Raw genomic sequence first — 17,900 nt, 5'->3', positions numbered from 1 at the left:
GTGAAAGTTCATGTAACCAAATATAAAATTTGGACATTCACTTTTGACAAGCAGTAAATATGACAATACTCATTAAGAATTCTCAAAGTCCAATTACAATGCCACTTTACCTATTGCATATATAAATATATTTAAAGCAAAGTAGAGAAATAATGAATAATATTAATGGAATAAGACCATTATTTAGATAAATATATCTAAAGGTGGTCTTTTAAAATGAGAGAAAAAAAACACGGGATATTTAGAAGAATGTTACCAGTAATTATGCTGATCTTAATTGTATTAGGTGGACTTATAAAAGTGAATATCATTAATACAAAATCATTATCTCCACTTGGAAATACAAAGCAAAATTACGAATTAGTTAGTGAAGAGTTTGGAGAAGACTTTTCAAATTTTATAAAAGACAATTCAACAATTAAAATTTATAAAGAAGAAGATAAACAATTGTTGATCAGAATAGGTAATAAGGACTTAAGAATTAATGAAGAATCTATTTTTACACAGAAGTTAAAAAATTTATATAACAAAATTAGTATTAATTTTACTGGTTTAAAAGAAAATGCGTATAATTTTACTCATAAATCTAAAGAATAATATTTAGATAAAAGGGTTTGAAAAAGTTTTATATAGAAATATTAAATACATGTATGATATAATTTAGGCACTTGAAAAAAATAAAAGGTTTTATTTAAATACAATGGGGGTGACTAAACTGCCTTATTAAGGTAGTTATATATATGAGTGAAAGACAAAAATATATACGAAATTTTTCAATAGTAGCACATATCGATCACGGTAAGTCAACACTTGCAGATAGATTGTTAGAAACAACAGGAACATTAACTAAGAGAGAAATGGAAGAACAAATCTTAGATAATATGGAGATTGAAAGAGAAAGAGGCATAACAATAAAGTCTCAAGCAGCTAGATTAGTCTATAGGAGAGAGAATGGAGAAGAGTATATATTTAATCTTATAGATACTCCAGGACATGTGGATTTTACATATGAAGTCTCTAGAAGTTTAGCAGCATGTGAAGGTGCTTTATTAGTAGTTGATGCAACTCAAGGGATTCAAGCTCAAACTTTAGCAAATTGCTATTTAGCTTTAGATAATGACTTAGAAATTTCACCAGTTATAAATAAAATTGATTTACCTTCAGCTAGACCAGAAGAAGTAAAACAAGAAATTGAAGATGTAATAGGAATAGATGCAGGAAGTGCACCTATGATTTCAGCAAAAACAGGTTTAAATATAGAACAGGTTTTAGAAAGTATAGTTGAAACTTTACCTCCACCTGATGGAGATGAAGAAGCACCTTTAAAGGCTTTGATTTTTGATTCTTATTATGATAGTTATAAGGGTGTTGTATCTATTGTAAGAGTACTTGATGGTAAAGTAAAACCAGGTGATAAAATAAAACTTATGGCAACTAACAAAGTTTATGATGTAACTGAAGTAGGTGTGTTTATTCCAAGCGCGCTTGCAGTTCCAGAATTAAGCGCAGGAGACGTTGGTTACATAACAGCATCAATAAAGAATGTTAGAGATGCAAGAGTTGGTGATACTATAACAGAAGCTAGTAGACCAACAGGAAAGGCATTACCAGGATATAAACCAGCAATACCTATGGTTTATTCAGGAATATATCCAGTAGATGGAGCAAAGTACGATGAATTAAAAGAAGCATTAGAAAAATTACAAATAAATGATGCAGCATTAAACTTTGAACCTGAAACATCTATCGCATTAGGTTTTGGTTTCAGATGTGGATTCCTAGGATTATTGCATATGGAAATAATTCAAGAAAGAGTTGAAAGAGAATTTAATTTAGATATAATTACTACAGCACCATCAGTTATATATAAGGTTACTAAGACAAATGGTGAAGTATTGGATATTACTAATCCAACTAATTTGCCACCAATGACAGAAATAGATTTTATGGAAGAACCAGTGGTAAAAGCATCTATAATTACACCAACTGATTATGTTGGAGCTGTTATGGAATTATGTCAAGAACGTCGTGGAATTTATATAGACATGCAATATATAGAAGAAACAAGAGCGGTAATAACTTATGATATGCCGCTAAATGAAATAGTTTATGACTTTTTCGATACATTAAAATCTAGAACTAGAGGATACGCATCTTTAGATTATGAATTTAAAGGATACAAGACAACTAAGTTAGTTAAGCTTGATATTTTATTAAATGGAGATGTAGTTGATGCATTATCAATGATAGTTCCAGATGAAAGAGCTTATAGCAAAGGAAGAGGCATAGCTGAGAAGTTAAAAGAAATAATTCCAAGACAAATGTTTGAAGTTCCAATTCAAGCTGCAATTGGCTCAAAAATTATAGCAAGAGAAACAGTAAAAGCTATGAGAAAAGATGTATTGGCTAAATGTTATGGTGGAGATATTTCAAGAAAGAAGAAATTACTTGAAAAGCAAAAAGAAGGTAAGAAGAGAATGAGACAGGTTGGTTCTGTTGAAGTACCACAAGAAGCATTTATGGCAGTATTAAAAGTAGATTAAAAAATTAGGCTCTGTTTTAAATGTGTGTTGATATATACAATAGGTAAAAGTTCAATTACTCCGCCCACTTTGCTTATGCATATATCAACACCCTGCTAAAACAGAGCCAAAAATTAACATAAGAAAAAAGCTGACAAATACGTCAGCTTTTTTTGTCTAAAGGCTATGTTTTAAATATTTGTTGATATATGCATATATCAACATTCTGTTAAAATATAGCCTATCTAAAAGTATTAAAAGTGTTAATTAGGAGGAGAAAAGATGAAAGAACTATTTTTAAAAGAAATATCTTTATATATACATATTCCGTTTTGTAAGCAAAAATGCTTATATTGTGATTTTCCCTCATATTCAGGAAAAGAAAAATTTATTAGTGAGTATGTAAATGCACTTAATAAGGAGATTAGAACTAAATCTAGCAATTATAAAATTAAAAGTATATTTATTGGAGGTGGTACGCCCTCTTATTTAAATGAAATAGAATTAGAGAAGCTTTTAAAATGCATTAATACTTTAAGATTAGAAGAAAATTTAGAATTTACTATGGAATGTAATCCTGGTAGTTTAAGTGAAGATAAGCTAAAAATTATGAAAAAATATAATGTAAATAGAATAAGTATGGGACTTCAATCTACAAAATCATCTCTTTTAAAAGAAATCGGGAGAATTCATACTCTTGAAGAATTTGAAAATAATTATTTATTGGCAAGAAAAGTAGGATTTACAAATATAAATATAGACTTAATGTTTGGATTGCCAAATCAAAGTGTAGAAGATTGGAGAAGAACATTAGAGAAAATAATAGAATTTAATCCAGAACACATATCTGCATATAGTCTAATAATTGAAGAGGGAACTTGTTTTTATAATTTATATAATAAAGATAAATTAAATTTACCATCTGAAGAAGAAGAAAGAGAAATGTATTTGCTCACAAAAGAATTTTTGAAAGATAATGGATATAATCAATATGAGATTTCTAATTTTGCAAAAGATGAAAAAGAATGTTACCATAATACAGTTTATTGGAAATTAAATGAATATTTAGGACTAGGAGCTTCAGCAAGTTCTTATATTGATGGGAAAAGAATAAAAAACATAGATGATATAGAACTTTATATTAAAAATATAAATAATAATAAAAATGTTGAAAATGAAATTTATAAAAATAATATAAATGATAACATGGAAGAATTCATGTTTATGGGGCTTAGAATGATCAGCGGAATAGAAGAAAGCGAATTTAAAGAGAGGTTTAAAAAAGATATAGACGAGGTATATGGAACCATAATTGATAAAAATATTAAACAAGAATTATTAGTTCGTAATGGGGGTAGAATATATTTGACATCTCGTGGAATAGAAGTATCAAATAGTGTTATGAGTGATTTTATAATATAACTTTTATAGTAAATTAGAGTAAAAATGAGAAAAATGGAGAAAAGTCAATAAAAAATCAAATAAAAGAAGTGAAGATCTTTATATTAAATATAAATAGAATTGACAAAAAACATGATAAATACTATATTAAAAACATAGTCATTAGCACTCGAACATAGTGAGTGCTAACAAAAGAGGTGAGATTATGACTATTGATGATAGAAAAATAAAAATACTTCAAGCTATTATCAATGATTATATTCATACTGGAGATCCAGTTGGCTCTAGAACTATTGCTAAAAAGTATAACTTAGGGGTAGGGTCTGCAACTATTAGAAATGAGATGGCAGATCTTGAAGATATGGGTTATTTAGAACAACCTCATGCTTCGTCAGGAAGAGTTCCATCTAGTAAGGGATATAGATTATATGTTGATAATTTGATGGAAAATCAATTGCTAACACCTGAAGAAAATTTGAGAATAAAGCAATATATTATAGATACGGCTATGTTAGAAGTAGATAAAATAGTTAGACAAACAAGTTCTTTATTATCAGAACTTACTAATTTAACTTGTGTAGTTCAAACTCCATCAGTAAATAAAAGTTTTATTAAATCACTTCAGTTGATGAAAGTAGATAGTACTACATTAGTATCAGTAATAATAACAGATGCTGGAGTAATGAAAAATCATATAATAAGAGTTAATTCAACGCCTACAATTGAGGAATTGAATAAGATAAATGCAGTTATTAATAGGAGACTCGTAAATCTTTGTATAGAACAAATAAATTTACAAGTTATCAATCAATTAAAAGAAGATTTACAAGGATACGATGAATTATTTAATGCTCTGTTAACTCCATTATATGAAACGTTAAAAAATGCAGCAGATTCACCTGATTTAATTATGGAGGGCACTACTAATATATTTAACTATCCAGAATACAACGATATTGAAAAAGCTAAGGAAATGTTATCTCTTTTTAATGATAAAGAGTCATTAAGAGATTTACTTAAAACAAATGAAGATATAACTATTAGAATAGGTGAGGAAAATTATAAGCCACAAGCCAAAGAATGTAGCATAATAGCTGCAGAATATTCTTTTGGAAATAGACCAATTGGAACCATTGGATTAATAGGCCCTAGAAGAATAGATTATTCTAAAGTAATAGCAATAATGGCTGAAATTGTAAAAGAATTAAACAATATGTTAAATAATCAGAATAAATAATTTTTATAATCAATAAGAGAAGAGGTGTAATTTCAGAAATGGAATATAATGGTGAAACTTTAAAAAATGAAGAAGTAGAAGAGGTAATTGAAGATGTTATCGAAGAAAATGAAAAAAAAGAAGATGACATTGAAAATAATGATAAGGAAAATCTAAATGATGAAACTTCTGAAGAATCTTTAAATGAAGAAGAGGATGAACTTAGCATGATGAAAAAGTATAAAGAAGAAAATGAAAAATTAAAGCAGGAAATGGAATCTTTAAATGATAGAGTATTAAGAATTACTGCTGAATATGACAACTACAGAAAAAGAACAACTAAAGAAAAACAAGGAATATACTCAGATGCATGTGTAGATGTATTAAAAGAATTAGTTCCTGTTTTAGATAATCTTGAAAGAGCAGTTGCTGCAGAAGGAAGTCTTGAGGACCTAAAAAAAGGTGTAGAGATGACAATAAAATCTTGCCAAGGTTCTTTTGAAAAACTAGGAGTTGAAGAAATAGATGCATCAGCAGATTTTGATCCAAATCTTCATCAAGCAGTAATGCATATAGAAGATGAGAATATGGGAAAAAATCAAATTGCAGAAGTTTTCTTAAAAGGATATAAAAAAGAAGATAAAGTAATTAGATATACAGTTGTTAAAGTAGCTAACTAATTAACTAGCCTATGAAAAGAGGCTAATATTTAAATAAAATATACAAATAAATTAAACCAAATTTAGGAGGAATATATTATGGGAAAAATAATAGGAATTGATTTAGGAACAACTAATTCATGTGTTGCAGTTATGGAAGGTGGAGAACCTGTTGTTATAACAAATTCAGAAGGAGCAAGAACTACTCCATCAGTAGTATCTTTCCAAGCTGGCGGAGAAAGACTAGTAGGTCAAGTAGCTAAAAGACAAGCGATAACAAATCCAGACAAAACTATTATCTCAATAAAGAGACATATGGGAACTTCTTATAAAGTTGACATAGATGGTAAGAACTATTCACCACAAGAAATTTCAGCTATGGTACTTCAAAAAATAAAAGCTGATGCTGAAAGCTATTTAGGTGAAAGTGTAACTCAAGCGGTTATTACAGTACCAGCTTACTTTAATGATAGCGAAAGACAAGCAACAAAAGATGCAGGTAAAATTGCTGGTTTAGAAGTATTAAGAATAATCAATGAACCAACAGCAGCAGCTTTAGCTTATGGATTAGATAAAATGGATTCAAATCATAAAATATTAGTTTATGATTTAGGTGGTGGTACTTTTGATGTATCTATCTTAGAATTAGGAGATGGAGTATTTGAAGTATTATCTACTAATGGTGATACAAAACTTGGTGGAGATGACTTCGACCAAAAAGTTATGGATTATATAGCAGAAACATTTAAGGCAGAAAATGGAATTGATTTAAGACAAGATAAAATGGCTCTTCAAAGATTAAAAGAAGCAGCAGAAAAAGCAAAGATTGAATTATCTTCATCAATGCAAACAAACATCAATTTACCATTTATAACAGCTGATGCAACAGGTCCAAAACATATAGACCTAAACTTAACAAGAGCTAAATTCAATGAAATTACTAATGACTTAGTTAAAAGAAGTATTGAACCTATGAAAAAAGCATTAAGTGATGCTGCAATTTCTATAGATGAAATTGAAAAAATAATCTTAGTTGGTGGATCAACAAGAATACCTGCTGTTGTAGAAGCAGTTAAAAACTTTACAGGAAAAGATCCATCAAAGGGAGTTAATCCGGATGAATGTGTAGCAGTAGGAGCTGCAGTTCAAGCAGGAGTATTAACAGGAGAAGTTAAAGATGTATTATTATTAGATGTTACACCATTAACTTTAGGAATAGAAACAGCTGGTGGAATAGCAACTCCATTAATTGAAAGAAATACAACTATTCCAACTAAAAAGAGTCAAATATTCTCAACAGCAGCAGATAGTCAAACATCAGTTGAAATAAATGTAGTTCAAGGTGAAAGACAAATGGCTATGGATAATAAATCATTAGGAAGATTTACTTTATCAGGAATAGCTCCAGCACCAAGAGGAATTCCTCAAATTGAAGTTACTTTTGATATTGATGCTAATGGTATTGTTAAAGTATCAGCATTAGATAAAGGAACAGGAAAAGAAGCTAATATAACTATTACTGCATCTACTAACTTAAATGATGAAGAAATAGATAAGGCTGTAAAAGAAGCAGAAAAATTTGCAGAAGAAGATAAGAAGAGAAAAGAAAAGGTAGAAACTTTAAATAATGCAGATCAATTAATCTATCAAACAGAAAAAGCCTTAACTGAACTTGGAGATAAAGTATCAGCAGAAGACAAAGCTAAAGTTACTGAAAAATTAGAAGCTCTTAAAGCTATAAAAGATGGAGAAGATTTAGAAGCTATAAAGAAAGCTACAGAAGAATTAACTCAAGAATTCTATGCTGTATCTTCTAAAGTTTATGCAGCAGCAGGTGGAGATCCATCTCAAGCTGGTGGATTTGATCCAAATGCAGCAGGTGGAGCAGAGCAAGCACCACATGATGACAATGTTGTAGATGCTGATTTTAAAGTAGATGATGATAAATAATTTTACTATATTCTAGTTATCTAATATAATAATTCAGAGGGAAGGCAATGCTCGTCTTCCCTCTTTAAGGTAGAAAACAAAACTAGGTGGTGAACATTAATAAATGGCAAATAAAGATTATTATGAAGTTCTTGGACTTCAAAAAGGTGCAAGTGATGATGAAATAAAAAAAGCTTTTAGAAAATTAGCTATTAAGTATCATCCCGATAAGAATAAGGGAAATGCAGAAGCAGAAGAAAAATTTAAAGAGATAAATGAAGCGTATCAAGTGCTTTCTGATCCGGAAAAAAAATCTAATTATGATCAGTTTGGAAGTGCTGATTTTAATGGCGGTGGATTTGGATCAGGTGGCTTTGGTGGCTTTGATATGGGCGGCTTTGGAGATATTTTTGATATGTTTACTGGCGGTTCAAGTACACGTAGAAGAAATGGACCAGTTAGAGGAAATGACATTGAATATACATTAACATTAACTTTTGAAGAAGCTGTTTTTGGAGTTGAAAAGGAAATTACAGTTAATAGAAGCGAAAGTTGTGAACACTGTAATGGTTCAGGTGCTGAACCTGGAACTTCTAAGAAGACTTGTCCAACTTGTGGCGGCTCAGGTCAAGTAAGAGTACAAAGACAAACTCCACTTGGAAGTTTTGTATCAACATCAACTTGTGATAGATGTAGTGGTACAGGAAATATAATTGAAAAACCTTGTACACATTGTAGAGGAAATGGAAATGTTAGAAAGACAAGAAAGATAAACGTAAATATTCCTGCGGGAGTTGATACTGGAAATGTTATGCCTCTTAGAGGACAAGGTGAACATGGCTTAAGAGGGGGAAGTCCTGGAGATTTATACATTAGAATAAATGTAGCTCAATCAAAGGAATTCACAAGAAAAGGAAATGATATTTATATAGATACTCATATATCAATGGCTAAAGCAGCTCTTGGTACAGAGATTACAGTTAAAACAGTAGAAGGAAATGTGAAATATACTATTCCTGAAGGAACACAATCAGGAACACTATTTAGATTAAAAGGAAAAGGTGTTGCTAGAGTTAATTCTACTGGAAAAGGTGATCAATATGTAAGAGTTATTGTTGATATACCAAAAGGATTAAATCAAAAGCAAAAAGAAGCGTTATATACGTTTATGGAAGCTTGCGGTGAAGAAATGAATGAAAATACTCATAATTCTAAGAAAACATTTTTCGGAAGAAAAAAATAATTTTTAAATAAAAAATCGTTTCAAATTTTAATATAATTTGAAACGATTTTTTTGCATAATAAAGTGAAATATATATAAAGATAATACTGTAATATAAGCACTATTTTAATTTTAGGGATATTTTAAAGATGGGTTATATTATAATATAAAGCTAGTGAGTAGAGGAATTTATAAATGTTTGTTTATTGTTAATCTTAAAGCAAAGGTAGGTAGGTTTTAATGGATAGGTTGAAAAAAGTTTTGTTAGATGAAATAGAAGATTTCAGAAAAATAGGTCATGATTTTTGTGAAGGTAAAATGTCGGCAATGGATTTTAAGAAAATATCTGGTGGCATGGGAACATATGCTCATCGTGGCGGTGAAAAATTTATGGTGCGTCTTAGAATACCATCAGGAATAACACATGTAGATGAATTAAAATTTATATATGATATGGCTAAAAAGTATAATTTAGAAAAGATACATTTAACTACAAGGCAAGCTGTTCAATTTCATGATATATCTATAGATGATGCATGTGAAATAATGAAAGAAGGATTAGAACATAATATATATACTAGAGGAGCAGGTGGAAATTATCCAAGAAATGTTGCAATGTCTCCACTAGCAGGTGTAGATAGGTATGAAGCTTTTGATGTTACACCTTATGCATTAGCGGTAAATAATCATTTTTTAAGAAAAATAAATACATATAATCTTCCAAGAAAAATTAAGGTTTCATTTTCAAGCAGTAATATGGATTGTGGACATTCTACTGTTACAGACTTAGGATTTTTAGCAGTTGTAGAAAATGGTAAAAAGTATTTTAAGGTATACATAGGCGGAGGGTTAGGAAGAAATCCAAAGTTAGGAATTGTGTATGATGAACTTATAGATCCTAGTGACGTCTTATATCATGTTGAAGCTATGACAAATCTATTTATGGCAGAAGGTGACTATGAGAATAAAAACAAAGCACGTATAAGATATATAATAGATCGAATGGGACCAGAAGAATTTTTAAATTGCTATAAAAAACACTTGAAAGAATTAAAGGACAAAGAAGATTTGACTTTACATTTACATGTATCAGAGTGCAACAAAGAAGGTATAGAAATTGATTTAGAACATAATAGATTGTATGAGCAAAAGCAAAATGGATTATATAGTGTATACTTCCATCCCATAGGAGGTCAATTATATCTTAAAGATTTAAAATTAATTATTGATGAAATTGAAAATATTAAAGATGTAGAAATAAGACTTACTATGACAGAAGGCATGTATATTAGAAATTTAAATGGAGAAGAAGCTAAAAGGCTTTTAGAAGCTACAAAAGATTTAGGTGGAGAAACTACATTAGAACAAAGTATATCTTGTATAGGAGTACCTACATGTCAAATAGGCATATTAAATAGCCAAGGTATATTAGATAATATACTAAAATATTTTAAAGAGAAAAATTATAGAAAGGATGTATTGCCTAGAGTTCATATATCCGGCTGTGGAAATTCATGTGGTATTCATGAAGTCGCTTTGATTGGATTTACAGGAAAGAAGAAGAGAGTAAATGATGAAACTAAAGATGTATTTGAACTTCATATAAATGGATCTTTTGAAGAAGGCAATGCAAGACTTGGTAAAATATATGGAGACATTTTAACAGAAGATATTCCAAAATTTCTTTATGAATTAGCATTATTATTGGAAAAATATAATGTTAATTTTCATGATTATCTAAAGGATCATGAAGAGGAATTTGAAGCATTAGTAAATAAATTTAAAAAATAAGTATAGATTAGCTATTTATTTCTTGATTTTTTGGGAAATAAATAGCTTTTTATATTTTATAAAACCAATTAAATAGAAGTGTTTCAAATTTTATATAATTGCAATATATTTCGATATATGTATAATTATTATGAATGATAAAGTGAATTTTAATGCTAAAATAAGCAAAAGAATTCTTTTTTTATTAAGGAAATACATAGGTCTTATTGGTTTGATATTAAACTTATAAGGCATTAGATAAAAGATGGAGTGAATTAACAATGAGAATGAGAAAAAAGCCATGGGCAAGACCAGAACTTGAAAGTTGTAATTTTTTTATTGTAAATCCTAAAGAAAACAAAGGTAAGTGGAAGGAATCATTTAACAATGAAAATCCTATTTACTTAGAACTTGGATGCGGTAAAGGTGTGTTTGTAGCTGTACATGGTTCTGATAATGAAAATATTAATTATATTGCAATTGATATAAAAGACGAAGTGCTAGGTTTAGCTAAAAGAAATATAGAAAAAGCATATAACGAGAAAAACAAAGAATTAAATAATATTAAATTGATGGCTCAAGAGATTGGTCTTATTAATGAAATGTTAGGTGAAAATGACAACATAAGTAGAATTTATATTAATTTTTGCAATCCTTGGCCTAAAAAGAAACATAAGAAGAGAAGATTAACTCATACAAGACAGTTAACTCAATATAGAAACTTTTTAAAAGAAAATGGAGAGATTTGGTTTAAGACAGATGATGATGAATTATTTGAAGAATCTCTTGAATATTTTAAAGAAGGTAAGTTTAGAATTGAATATATAACTTATGATTTACATACTAGTGGCTTTGAAGGAAATGTTCAAACTGAACATGAAAGAATGTTTACGGAACAAGGAATAAAAACTAAATTTTTAATAGCAATAAAAGAAGACTAAAAAATTAAAATAAGTGTAGGAGTGATTTAATATGAACGGAGTATGGATAGAAGTTAGAGTAATAACAAGTTGCGAAGCAATAGAACCTATATCAGGAATATTTTATGGATTAAACAGTCAAGGGGTTGCTGTAGAAGACCCAAACGATTTATTAACAAGAGATCAAGGCCCATTAACTTGGGATTTTGCAGACATAAACGTATTAGAGCATAAAGGTGAATTTGCAGTAGTTAAAGCTTATTTCTCTGGAGACGATAATTTAGAAGAAATAGTTTCAATTACAAAGGAAAAAATTAAAGAAATTCAAGACATGGGAATAGATATAGGAAAAGGTATAGTTGAATGTGACAAGATAAAAGAAGAAGATTGGGCAAACAACTGGAAGAAGTACTATAAACCATCAAATATTACAGACAGAATAGTTGTAAAACCTATGTGGGAAGAATATGCACCTAAAGATGAAGAGTTAGTCATTGAATTAGATCCAGGAATGGCATTTGGTACAGGAACACATGAAACTACAAGAATGTGTGTTAAAGCACTAGAAAAGTATGTGAAAAAAGATTCAACTGTTTTTGATGTTGGTTGTGGTTCTGGTATTTTAGCTATAGCTGCAGCAAAGCTTGGAGCAAAATTAGCTTTAGGAGTTGATTTAGATCCAGTAGCAGTTGAATCTGCTAAAGAAAATGTAGGATTAAATGATTTAGATAATATTGAAATATTAGAAGGAAATCTTCTTGATGTAATTGATGGTAAAGCTGATATAGTAGTTGCAAATATAATAGCAGAAATTATTTGTATATTAACAGATGATGTTAGTAAAGCTCTAAATAAAGGTGGATTATTTATTACTTCAGGAATAATACATGAAAGAGTAGACATGGTTACTTCAAAGCTTGATGAATGTGGATTTGAGGTTATGGAAGTAAACAAAGATGGAGAATGGAATTGTATAGTTGCTAAATTAAAATAATGTTTTTTAACATTGATTAAAATAGAGCAAAGTAATGAAGCTAAAAATAATTTTGAATTTATTTAATGAAGGAGATTTTTATGCATAAGTTTTTTACTTCAGCATGCAATATCACAGAAAAAGAGGGAAAAATACTTGGTGATGATGTAAAACATATATATAAGGTTTTACGTTTAAATCAGGGTGAAAAAGTAGTTTTAAATAACTGTGAAGGTAAAGAATACTTAGGAGAAATTGAATCTGTTGGAAAACAAGAGGTAATAGTAAATATATTAGAAGAATTAAGTACTAATAATGAAAGTAGAGTAAATATAACTTTATTTCAAGGATTACCTAAAGGGCAAAAGATGGATTTGATAGTTCAAAAAGGAACGGAACTTGGTATAAAAGAATTTGTGCCGATAATAACAGATAGAGTAGATGTTAAATTAAAGGGCGAATTTAAAAAGCTTGAAAGACTAAATAGAATTGCGTTAGAGGCAGCTAAGCAATCAAAAAGAAGTATTATACCAAATGTAAGAGAAGTTGTTGAGTTTGACGAAGCTTTAAATGAACTACAAAGATTAGATCTAATTTTAGTCCCTTATGAAAACGCAGAAAATTTTGGTTTCAAAAGTCTTGTAAAAGAACTAAGTGATAAAAATGTAGATTTAAATTCTATAGAAAATATAGGAGTTGTAATAGGACCAGAAGGTGGATTTGAAGAAAGTGAAATTGAAACTTTAAAACACAAAGGTGCCTATATAATAACTCTAGGCAATAGAATTTTACGTACAGAAACAGCAGGATTTGTAGCTATTTCTTTAATACAATATGAATTAGCAGATTTAGGAGGAAATGTTTAATGAAAGTTGCATTTGCCACATTAGGATGTAGAGTTAATCAATATGAAACTGAAGCGATGACAGAAAAGTTTATAAGAGAAGGTTATAGTGTTACTGACTTTGATGATTTTGCTGATGTTTATGTTATAAATACATGTACAGTTACAAACATGGGGGATAAAAAATCAAGACAAATAATAAGCAAGGCTAGAAGAACTAATAGTGATGCTATAATTGCAGTAGTTGGATGTTATTCTCAAATAGCTCCAGAAGAAGTTTCTAAAATTGAAGGTGTAGATGTTGTTTTAGGAACAAGAAATAAAGGCGATATAGTATATTTTGTTAATAAAGCTAGAGATGAAAAAGCAATACAAGTAAGTGTCAATGAAGTTCTTAGAAATAAAGAATTCGAAGAACTTAATATAGAAGAATATCAAGATAAAACTAGAGCATTTTTAAAAATACAAGATGGATGTAATAGATTTTGTACATTTTGTTTGATTCCATATGCAAGAGGTGCTACTTGTTCTAAAAATCCAGAAAAAGTTATTGAAGAAGTAAAGAAATTAGCAGAGCATGGATTTAAGGAAGTTATCTTATCTGGTATACATACAGCTTCTTATGGAGTGGATCTAGGCTCAGACATTACGCTAATAAGCTTACTGGAAGACATAGAAAAGATAGACGGAATAGATAGAGTTAGAATTGGTTCTATAGAACCAGCATTTTTTACTGATGAAGTAATAAATAAAATAAAAAACATGAAAAAATTATGTCCTCATTTTCATTTATCACTTCAAAGTGGTTCTAATGATACTTTAAAGAGAATGAATAGAAGATATACTGCAGAAGAATATGCTAAAACAGTTCAAACACTAAGAGAGAATATTGAAGATGTATCAATTACAACTGATTTAATAGTAGGTTTCCCTGGTGAAACTGAAGAAGAGTTTAATGAGACATATGAATATTTAAAGAATTTAAAATTAACTAAAGTTCATTTATTTAAATATAGTCCTAGAAAGGGAACTAAAGCAGCAGAAATGCCAAATCAAATAGATGGAACTATTAAAGATAAAAGAAGTAAAATATTATCAGAGTTAAATAAAGAAAATGAAATAGAATTTATTAAGAAACTAGTTGGCAGAGATATGGGTGTTTTAATAGAAAGAGAATGTCCGCATAAAGCAGGAAAGTTTGAAGGATATACAAAAAACTATGTAAAAGCTGAGATTTCTGATGCAAATGAAAAGATGATAGGCAAAATTATGAATTGCAATATAGAAGATTACGAAGATAATTATATTATTGGGAAAATAAAGTAAAGATTTGGTATAATAAATGTGTAAAAATAAGAAAATATAATTATATATAAAATTATATTTTCTAATAGGCTATGTTTTAAATATATATTTATATATGCAATAGATGAAGTGACATTGTGATTGGAATTTTAGAATTATGATAAGAGTTTTGATTATGCATATATCAATATTGTATTAGAACGGAACATTTTGATAATATTTTTTAGGAGGTGAATTTATGGTAGATTGTATATTTTGTAAAATTATAAAAGGTGATATTCCAAGCAAAAAGTTATACGAAGATGAACTTGTATATGCTTTTTATGATATAAATCCAGAAGCACCAGTTCATTTTTTAATTATTCCTAAGGAACATATAAAAAGTGCAAATGAATTAAATGAAAAAAATATTAATGTAGTTTCACACATCTTTAAAGTAATTAATAAACTAGTAGTAGAGCTTGGTATTGCTGAAAGTGGATATAGAATAGTGAACAATTGTGGAGAAGATGGTGGCCAAACGGTAAATCATATGCATTTTCATATTTTAGCTGGTAGAAACTTGCAATGGCCACCAGGTTAAAATTTACAATATAATTAGTCAGACATTTTATTCTAAGTTGTTGACATTAATCATTGTAATATTGTATAATATACCGTGTGTTATAAAGCCCATAGCTGAGTTAATTAATTTAAGCTAGCGGAGGGAGGGATAGTAAATGTCAGAAATTAAAGTTGGAGAAAACGAGACACTTGAAAGTGCTTTAAGAAGATTTAAAAAGAAGTGTGCTAGAGCTGGGGTTCTTTCAGAAGTAAGAAAGAGAGAACATTATGAAAAGCCAAGCGTTAAGAAAAAGAAAAAATCAGAAGCTGCTAGAAAGAGAAAGTTTAAATAAAATGGTTTCTTTTGAAAGAAGGTATAACAATGCCAACAATTAAGGAAAAACTTCAAGAAGACTGGAAAGCCGCTTTAAAGGCTAAAGATAAATTTAAAGCTAATACAATTAGTACAGCTAGATCTGCTATATTATTAGTTGAGAAAACTGATAATGTTAAGCTTGAGGATGATGAAGTTATCAATATTTTAGCAAAAGAAGTTAAGCAAAGAAGAGAATCTATGCTTGAATTCGAAAAAGGAAATAGACAAGATTTAGTGGATCAGTGTAATGCTGAGCTAGAAATTTTGTTGGAATACCTTCCTCAGCAGTTAAGCGAAGAAGAAATAAAACAAATAGTAAAAGATTCAGCTGAAGAAATGGGTGCAAGTAGCATTAAAGATATGGGTAAAGTTATGTCGGCTATAAGACCTAAAATTGTAGGCAGAGCTGATGGTAAACTTGTAAGTCAGATTGTTAAGGAATATTTAAATAAATAATAAAAGAACTCTTTTTTTGAGTTCTTTTATTATTTATAAGCTATACAAAAAATCCTTATGTTTAATATATTGTTAAACATAAGGATTTTTTTGTTGTCCAAGTAATTATGAAAAAATTCTCAAAGAAGCTACATCATCTGAAATTAAGAGTTTTATTACACTATAATTTAAATAATATTTTAATATATAGTATTTTTAGTAAGCACTAACTTGAACTTTAATTTTCAAAAACTGTTTTATATACAAAATACAATGTATGGTAAATTTTAATGAATTAATTTAATTATTTAATCATAGATTACAATAGCAGAGTATTTGGGTATAGAGGAGGAGAATATGGAAGATAAGTTTCAAAGAGGGCGAGAAAAAGTATTTGATAAATTAGAGTTTCCCACAGATGTTGTTTTAGATTTGCCAAAGATCATTGTTGTAGGAAATAAGGAAATAACAATTGAAAATCATAAGGGTATTATGACTTTTGACAATAACATGATAAAAATAAACTCTAGAATTGGTGCAGTTATAGTAGAAGGTGAAAAATTTGAAATACTTTTTATAGGAGATAATACCATTACTATAAGTGGAATTTTTAGAGGAATATCTTATGAGGGATAAATATGATATTAGATAAGTTTAAAGTAGGAAAAATAACAATAGAAGTTAACAGTCTAATACCTGAAAAGACATTGAACATACTTTGGCAAAAAGGAATAAATGTATCAAAAATAGTTAAACTTAATATAACTACAGTAAGGTTTCAGATACCTTTTGATTCATATAAAGAAGTGGAAGAGGTAGTTAAAAGGACTAAAGGAAAAGTCAGAATTGTTGGGAAAAGTGGTATAATAGTTTTACTATTATCAATAAAAAGAAAATTATCATTATGTATTGGAGCAGGAGTATTTTTATTGGTTTTATACTTATTATCTAATTATATCTGGGCCATAGATATACAAACTAGAAATAATTTATCACCATTTGAGGTTAGAAAGGAACTTACATCTATAGGCATAAAACCAGGATTAAAAAAATCTGATATAAATGTATATAATATAGAAAAAAAGATGGAAGATTTAGATTCAGAAGTTATGTGGGTAAGAGCTAGAATAGAAGGATCCACATTAAGAGTAATTGTAGCAGAAAAAGTTAATCCACCAGTTACAGAAAAAGTATTACCAGAGCAAGTGCTAGCTAAGATGGATGGAGAAATTAAAAGGGTATTTACTTTTTCAGGAAATCCAGCAGTAAAACCTGGAGATATAGTAAAAACAGGTAATGTTTTAATTTTGCCAATACAAGGCAAAGAAGGCTTTGAAAAAGAAGTTAAGCCAAGTGGCAGTGTAATAGCTAACACTTTTTACGAAAAGTCAATGGAAGTACAAATAAGTGGGGAAAAAATCCAAAGAACTGGGGAAAAAGATAGAGAAATTTATGTAAACTTTTCGGATAAGAAAATTTATCTAAAAAAAGCTATAAATGATTTTAAATATTATGATAAAATAGAGGAAACTGGTGGTTTATTAAATCAAGTAATATATTTTAGAAAAGAAGGAAAAAGTGTTAATTTAGATAAGGATAAAGCTGTAGAAGATGCAGTAGAAAAATTAAGAAAATCATTACAAAAGGATTTAACTAATGATGCTAAAATAATAGACAATAAAGTAAATATAGAAAATATTTCTAAAGATACAATATGTATAAAGGTGATTTTTACGGTTGAACAAGATATAGCTGAAAATATATCTTAATACTTTCAATGTTAGC

The 17,900-nt window shown here is 28.8% G+C and carries 17 protein-coding genes; all 17 read left to right on the top strand.

The window, feature by feature from the left end:
- Positions 1-216 precede the first annotated feature (216 nt).
- The 17 genes from NG904_RS04905 (at position 217) to yqfD (ending at position 17,884) form a co-directional block, all read left to right on the top strand.
- Complete coding sequence (locus NG904_RS04905; RefSeq protein ID WP_252230240.1) at positions 217-597, top strand: sporulation-related protein NgaS; 381 nt, start codon at positions 217-219, stop codon at positions 595-597.
- A gap of 143 nt (positions 598-740) precedes the next feature.
- The gene (gene lepA / locus NG904_RS04900; protein WP_252212605.1) at positions 741-2,543 is read left to right on the top strand and encodes a translation elongation factor 4; all 1,803 of its coding nucleotides are present in this window, start codon (positions 741-743) and stop codon (positions 2,541-2,543) included.
- Positions 2,544-2,804: 261 nt separating this feature from the next.
- The gene (gene hemW / locus NG904_RS04895) at positions 2,805-3,944 is read left to right on the top strand and encodes a radical SAM family heme chaperone HemW (RefSeq protein ID WP_252212604.1); all 1,140 of its coding nucleotides are present in this window, start codon (positions 2,805-2,807) and stop codon (positions 3,942-3,944) included.
- A 184-nt stretch (positions 3,945-4,128) separates the two neighbouring features.
- Positions 4,129-5,160 (top strand): heat-inducible transcriptional repressor HrcA, encoded by a 1,032-nt coding sequence (gene hrcA / locus NG904_RS04890; RefSeq protein WP_252230238.1) that lies wholly within the window; start codon positions 4,129-4,131, stop codon positions 5,158-5,160.
- Positions 5,161-5,198: 38 nt separating this feature from the next.
- On the top strand, positions 5,199-5,819 hold the full coding sequence (grpE, locus tag NG904_RS04885) for a nucleotide exchange factor GrpE (RefSeq protein ID WP_252230236.1): 621 nt from the start codon (positions 5,199-5,201) through the stop codon (positions 5,817-5,819).
- A gap of 78 nt (positions 5,820-5,897) precedes the next feature.
- Positions 5,898-7,748: a molecular chaperone DnaK gene (gene dnaK / locus NG904_RS04880; protein ID WP_252230234.1), complete on the top strand. Its 1,851-nt coding sequence runs from the start codon at positions 5,898-5,900 to the stop codon at positions 7,746-7,748.
- Between the two features lie 103 nt (positions 7,749-7,851).
- Positions 7,852-8,970: a molecular chaperone DnaJ gene (dnaJ, locus tag NG904_RS04875; protein ID WP_252230232.1), complete on the top strand. Its 1,119-nt coding sequence runs from the start codon at positions 7,852-7,854 to the stop codon at positions 8,968-8,970.
- A gap of 219 nt (positions 8,971-9,189) precedes the next feature.
- The gene (locus tag NG904_RS04870) at positions 9,190-10,740 is read left to right on the top strand and encodes a nitrite/sulfite reductase (RefSeq protein WP_252230230.1); all 1,551 of its coding nucleotides are present in this window, start codon (positions 9,190-9,192) and stop codon (positions 10,738-10,740) included.
- A gap of 260 nt (positions 10,741-11,000) precedes the next feature.
- Positions 11,001-11,660 (top strand): tRNA (guanosine(46)-N7)-methyltransferase TrmB, encoded by a 660-nt coding sequence (gene trmB, locus NG904_RS04865; RefSeq protein ID WP_252230228.1) that lies wholly within the window; start codon positions 11,001-11,003, stop codon positions 11,658-11,660.
- 31 nt (positions 11,661-11,691) lie between these two features.
- A complete protein-coding gene (gene prmA, locus NG904_RS04860) occupies positions 11,692-12,633 on the top strand; it encodes a 50S ribosomal protein L11 methyltransferase (RefSeq protein ID WP_252230226.1) in 942 nt (313 codons plus the stop codon).
- An 80-nt stretch (positions 12,634-12,713) separates the two neighbouring features.
- On the top strand, positions 12,714-13,478 hold the full coding sequence (locus NG904_RS04855; RefSeq protein WP_252230224.1) for a 16S rRNA (uracil(1498)-N(3))-methyltransferase: 765 nt from the start codon (positions 12,714-12,716) through the stop codon (positions 13,476-13,478).
- On the top strand, positions 13,478-14,782 hold the full coding sequence (gene mtaB / locus NG904_RS04850) for a tRNA (N(6)-L-threonylcarbamoyladenosine(37)-C(2))-methylthiotransferase MtaB (protein ID WP_252230222.1): 1,305 nt from the start codon (positions 13,478-13,480) through the stop codon (positions 14,780-14,782). Before NG904_RS04855 ends, mtaB begins: the two co-directional genes overlap by 1 nt.
- Positions 14,783-14,999: 217 nt before the next feature.
- The gene (locus tag NG904_RS04845) at positions 15,000-15,344 is read left to right on the top strand and encodes a histidine triad nucleotide-binding protein (RefSeq protein WP_252212593.1); all 345 of its coding nucleotides are present in this window, start codon (positions 15,000-15,002) and stop codon (positions 15,342-15,344) included.
- 136 nt (positions 15,345-15,480) lie between these two features.
- Positions 15,481-15,657 carry a 30S ribosomal protein S21 gene (gene rpsU, locus NG904_RS04840; protein WP_003371500.1) on the top strand — a complete coding sequence of 59 codons (177 nt, stop codon included), beginning with the start codon at positions 15,481-15,483 and terminating at the stop codon, positions 15,655-15,657.
- Between the two features lie 29 nt (positions 15,658-15,686).
- A complete protein-coding gene (locus tag NG904_RS04835) occupies positions 15,687-16,136 on the top strand; it encodes a GatB/YqeY domain-containing protein (protein WP_035784011.1) in 450 nt (149 codons plus the stop codon).
- Positions 16,137-16,472: 336 nt separating this feature from the next.
- Entirely contained in the window at positions 16,473-16,751 is a 279-nt protein-coding gene (gene yqfC, locus NG904_RS04830) for a sporulation protein YqfC (RefSeq protein ID WP_252212592.1), read from the top strand.
- 2 nt (positions 16,752-16,753) lie between these two features.
- Positions 16,754-17,884, top strand: a complete 1,131-nt coding sequence (gene yqfD / locus NG904_RS04825; protein WP_252230220.1) for a sporulation protein YqfD — start codon at positions 16,754-16,756, stop codon at positions 17,882-17,884.
- Positions 17,885-17,900 lie beyond the last annotated feature (16 nt).

It is taken from the genome of Clostridium sp. ZBS15 (assembly GCF_023845705.1).
GTDB lineage: Bacteria > Bacillota > Clostridia > Clostridiales > Clostridiaceae > Clostridium > Clostridium aquiflavi.
This window is presented reverse-complemented; position numbering and strand designations above follow the sequence as displayed.

Excerpts from the sequence above, each read along its gene's own strand:
- NG904_RS04905 (WP_252230240.1), top strand. The coding sequence starts at position 217 with ATGAGAGAAAAAAAACACGGGATATTTAGAAGAATGTTACCAGTAATT.
- lepA (WP_252212605.1), top strand. The coding sequence starts at position 741 with ATGAGTGAAAGACAAAAATATATACGAAATTTTTCAATAGTAGCACAT.
- hemW (WP_252212604.1), top strand. The coding sequence starts at position 2,805 with ATGAAAGAACTATTTTTAAAAGAAATATCTTTATATATACATATTCCG.
- hrcA (WP_252230238.1), top strand. The coding sequence starts at position 4,129 with ATGACTATTGATGATAGAAAAATAAAAATACTTCAAGCTATTATCAAT.
- grpE (WP_252230236.1), top strand. The coding sequence starts at position 5,199 with ATGGAATATAATGGTGAAACTTTAAAAAATGAAGAAGTAGAAGAGGTA.
- dnaK (WP_252230234.1), top strand. The coding sequence starts at position 5,898 with ATGGGAAAAATAATAGGAATTGATTTAGGAACAACTAATTCATGTGTT.
- dnaJ (WP_252230232.1), top strand. The coding sequence starts at position 7,852 with ATGGCAAATAAAGATTATTATGAAGTTCTTGGACTTCAAAAAGGTGCA.
- NG904_RS04870 (WP_252230230.1), top strand. The coding sequence starts at position 9,190 with ATGGATAGGTTGAAAAAAGTTTTGTTAGATGAAATAGAAGATTTCAGA.
- trmB (WP_252230228.1), top strand. The coding sequence starts at position 11,001 with ATGAGAATGAGAAAAAAGCCATGGGCAAGACCAGAACTTGAAAGTTGT.
- prmA (WP_252230226.1), top strand. The coding sequence starts at position 11,692 with ATGAACGGAGTATGGATAGAAGTTAGAGTAATAACAAGTTGCGAAGCA.
- NG904_RS04855 (WP_252230224.1), top strand. The coding sequence starts at position 12,714 with ATGCATAAGTTTTTTACTTCAGCATGCAATATCACAGAAAAAGAGGGA.
- mtaB (WP_252230222.1), top strand. The coding sequence starts at position 13,478 with ATGAAAGTTGCATTTGCCACATTAGGATGTAGAGTTAATCAATATGAA.
- NG904_RS04845 (WP_252212593.1), top strand. The coding sequence starts at position 15,000 with ATGGTAGATTGTATATTTTGTAAAATTATAAAAGGTGATATTCCAAGC.
- rpsU (WP_003371500.1), top strand. The coding sequence starts at position 15,481 with ATGTCAGAAATTAAAGTTGGAGAAAACGAGACACTTGAAAGTGCTTTA.
- NG904_RS04835 (WP_035784011.1), top strand. The coding sequence starts at position 15,687 with ATGCCAACAATTAAGGAAAAACTTCAAGAAGACTGGAAAGCCGCTTTA.
- yqfC (WP_252212592.1), top strand. The coding sequence starts at position 16,473 with ATGGAAGATAAGTTTCAAAGAGGGCGAGAAAAAGTATTTGATAAATTA.
- yqfD (WP_252230220.1), top strand. The coding sequence starts at position 16,754 with ATGATATTAGATAAGTTTAAAGTAGGAAAAATAACAATAGAAGTTAAC.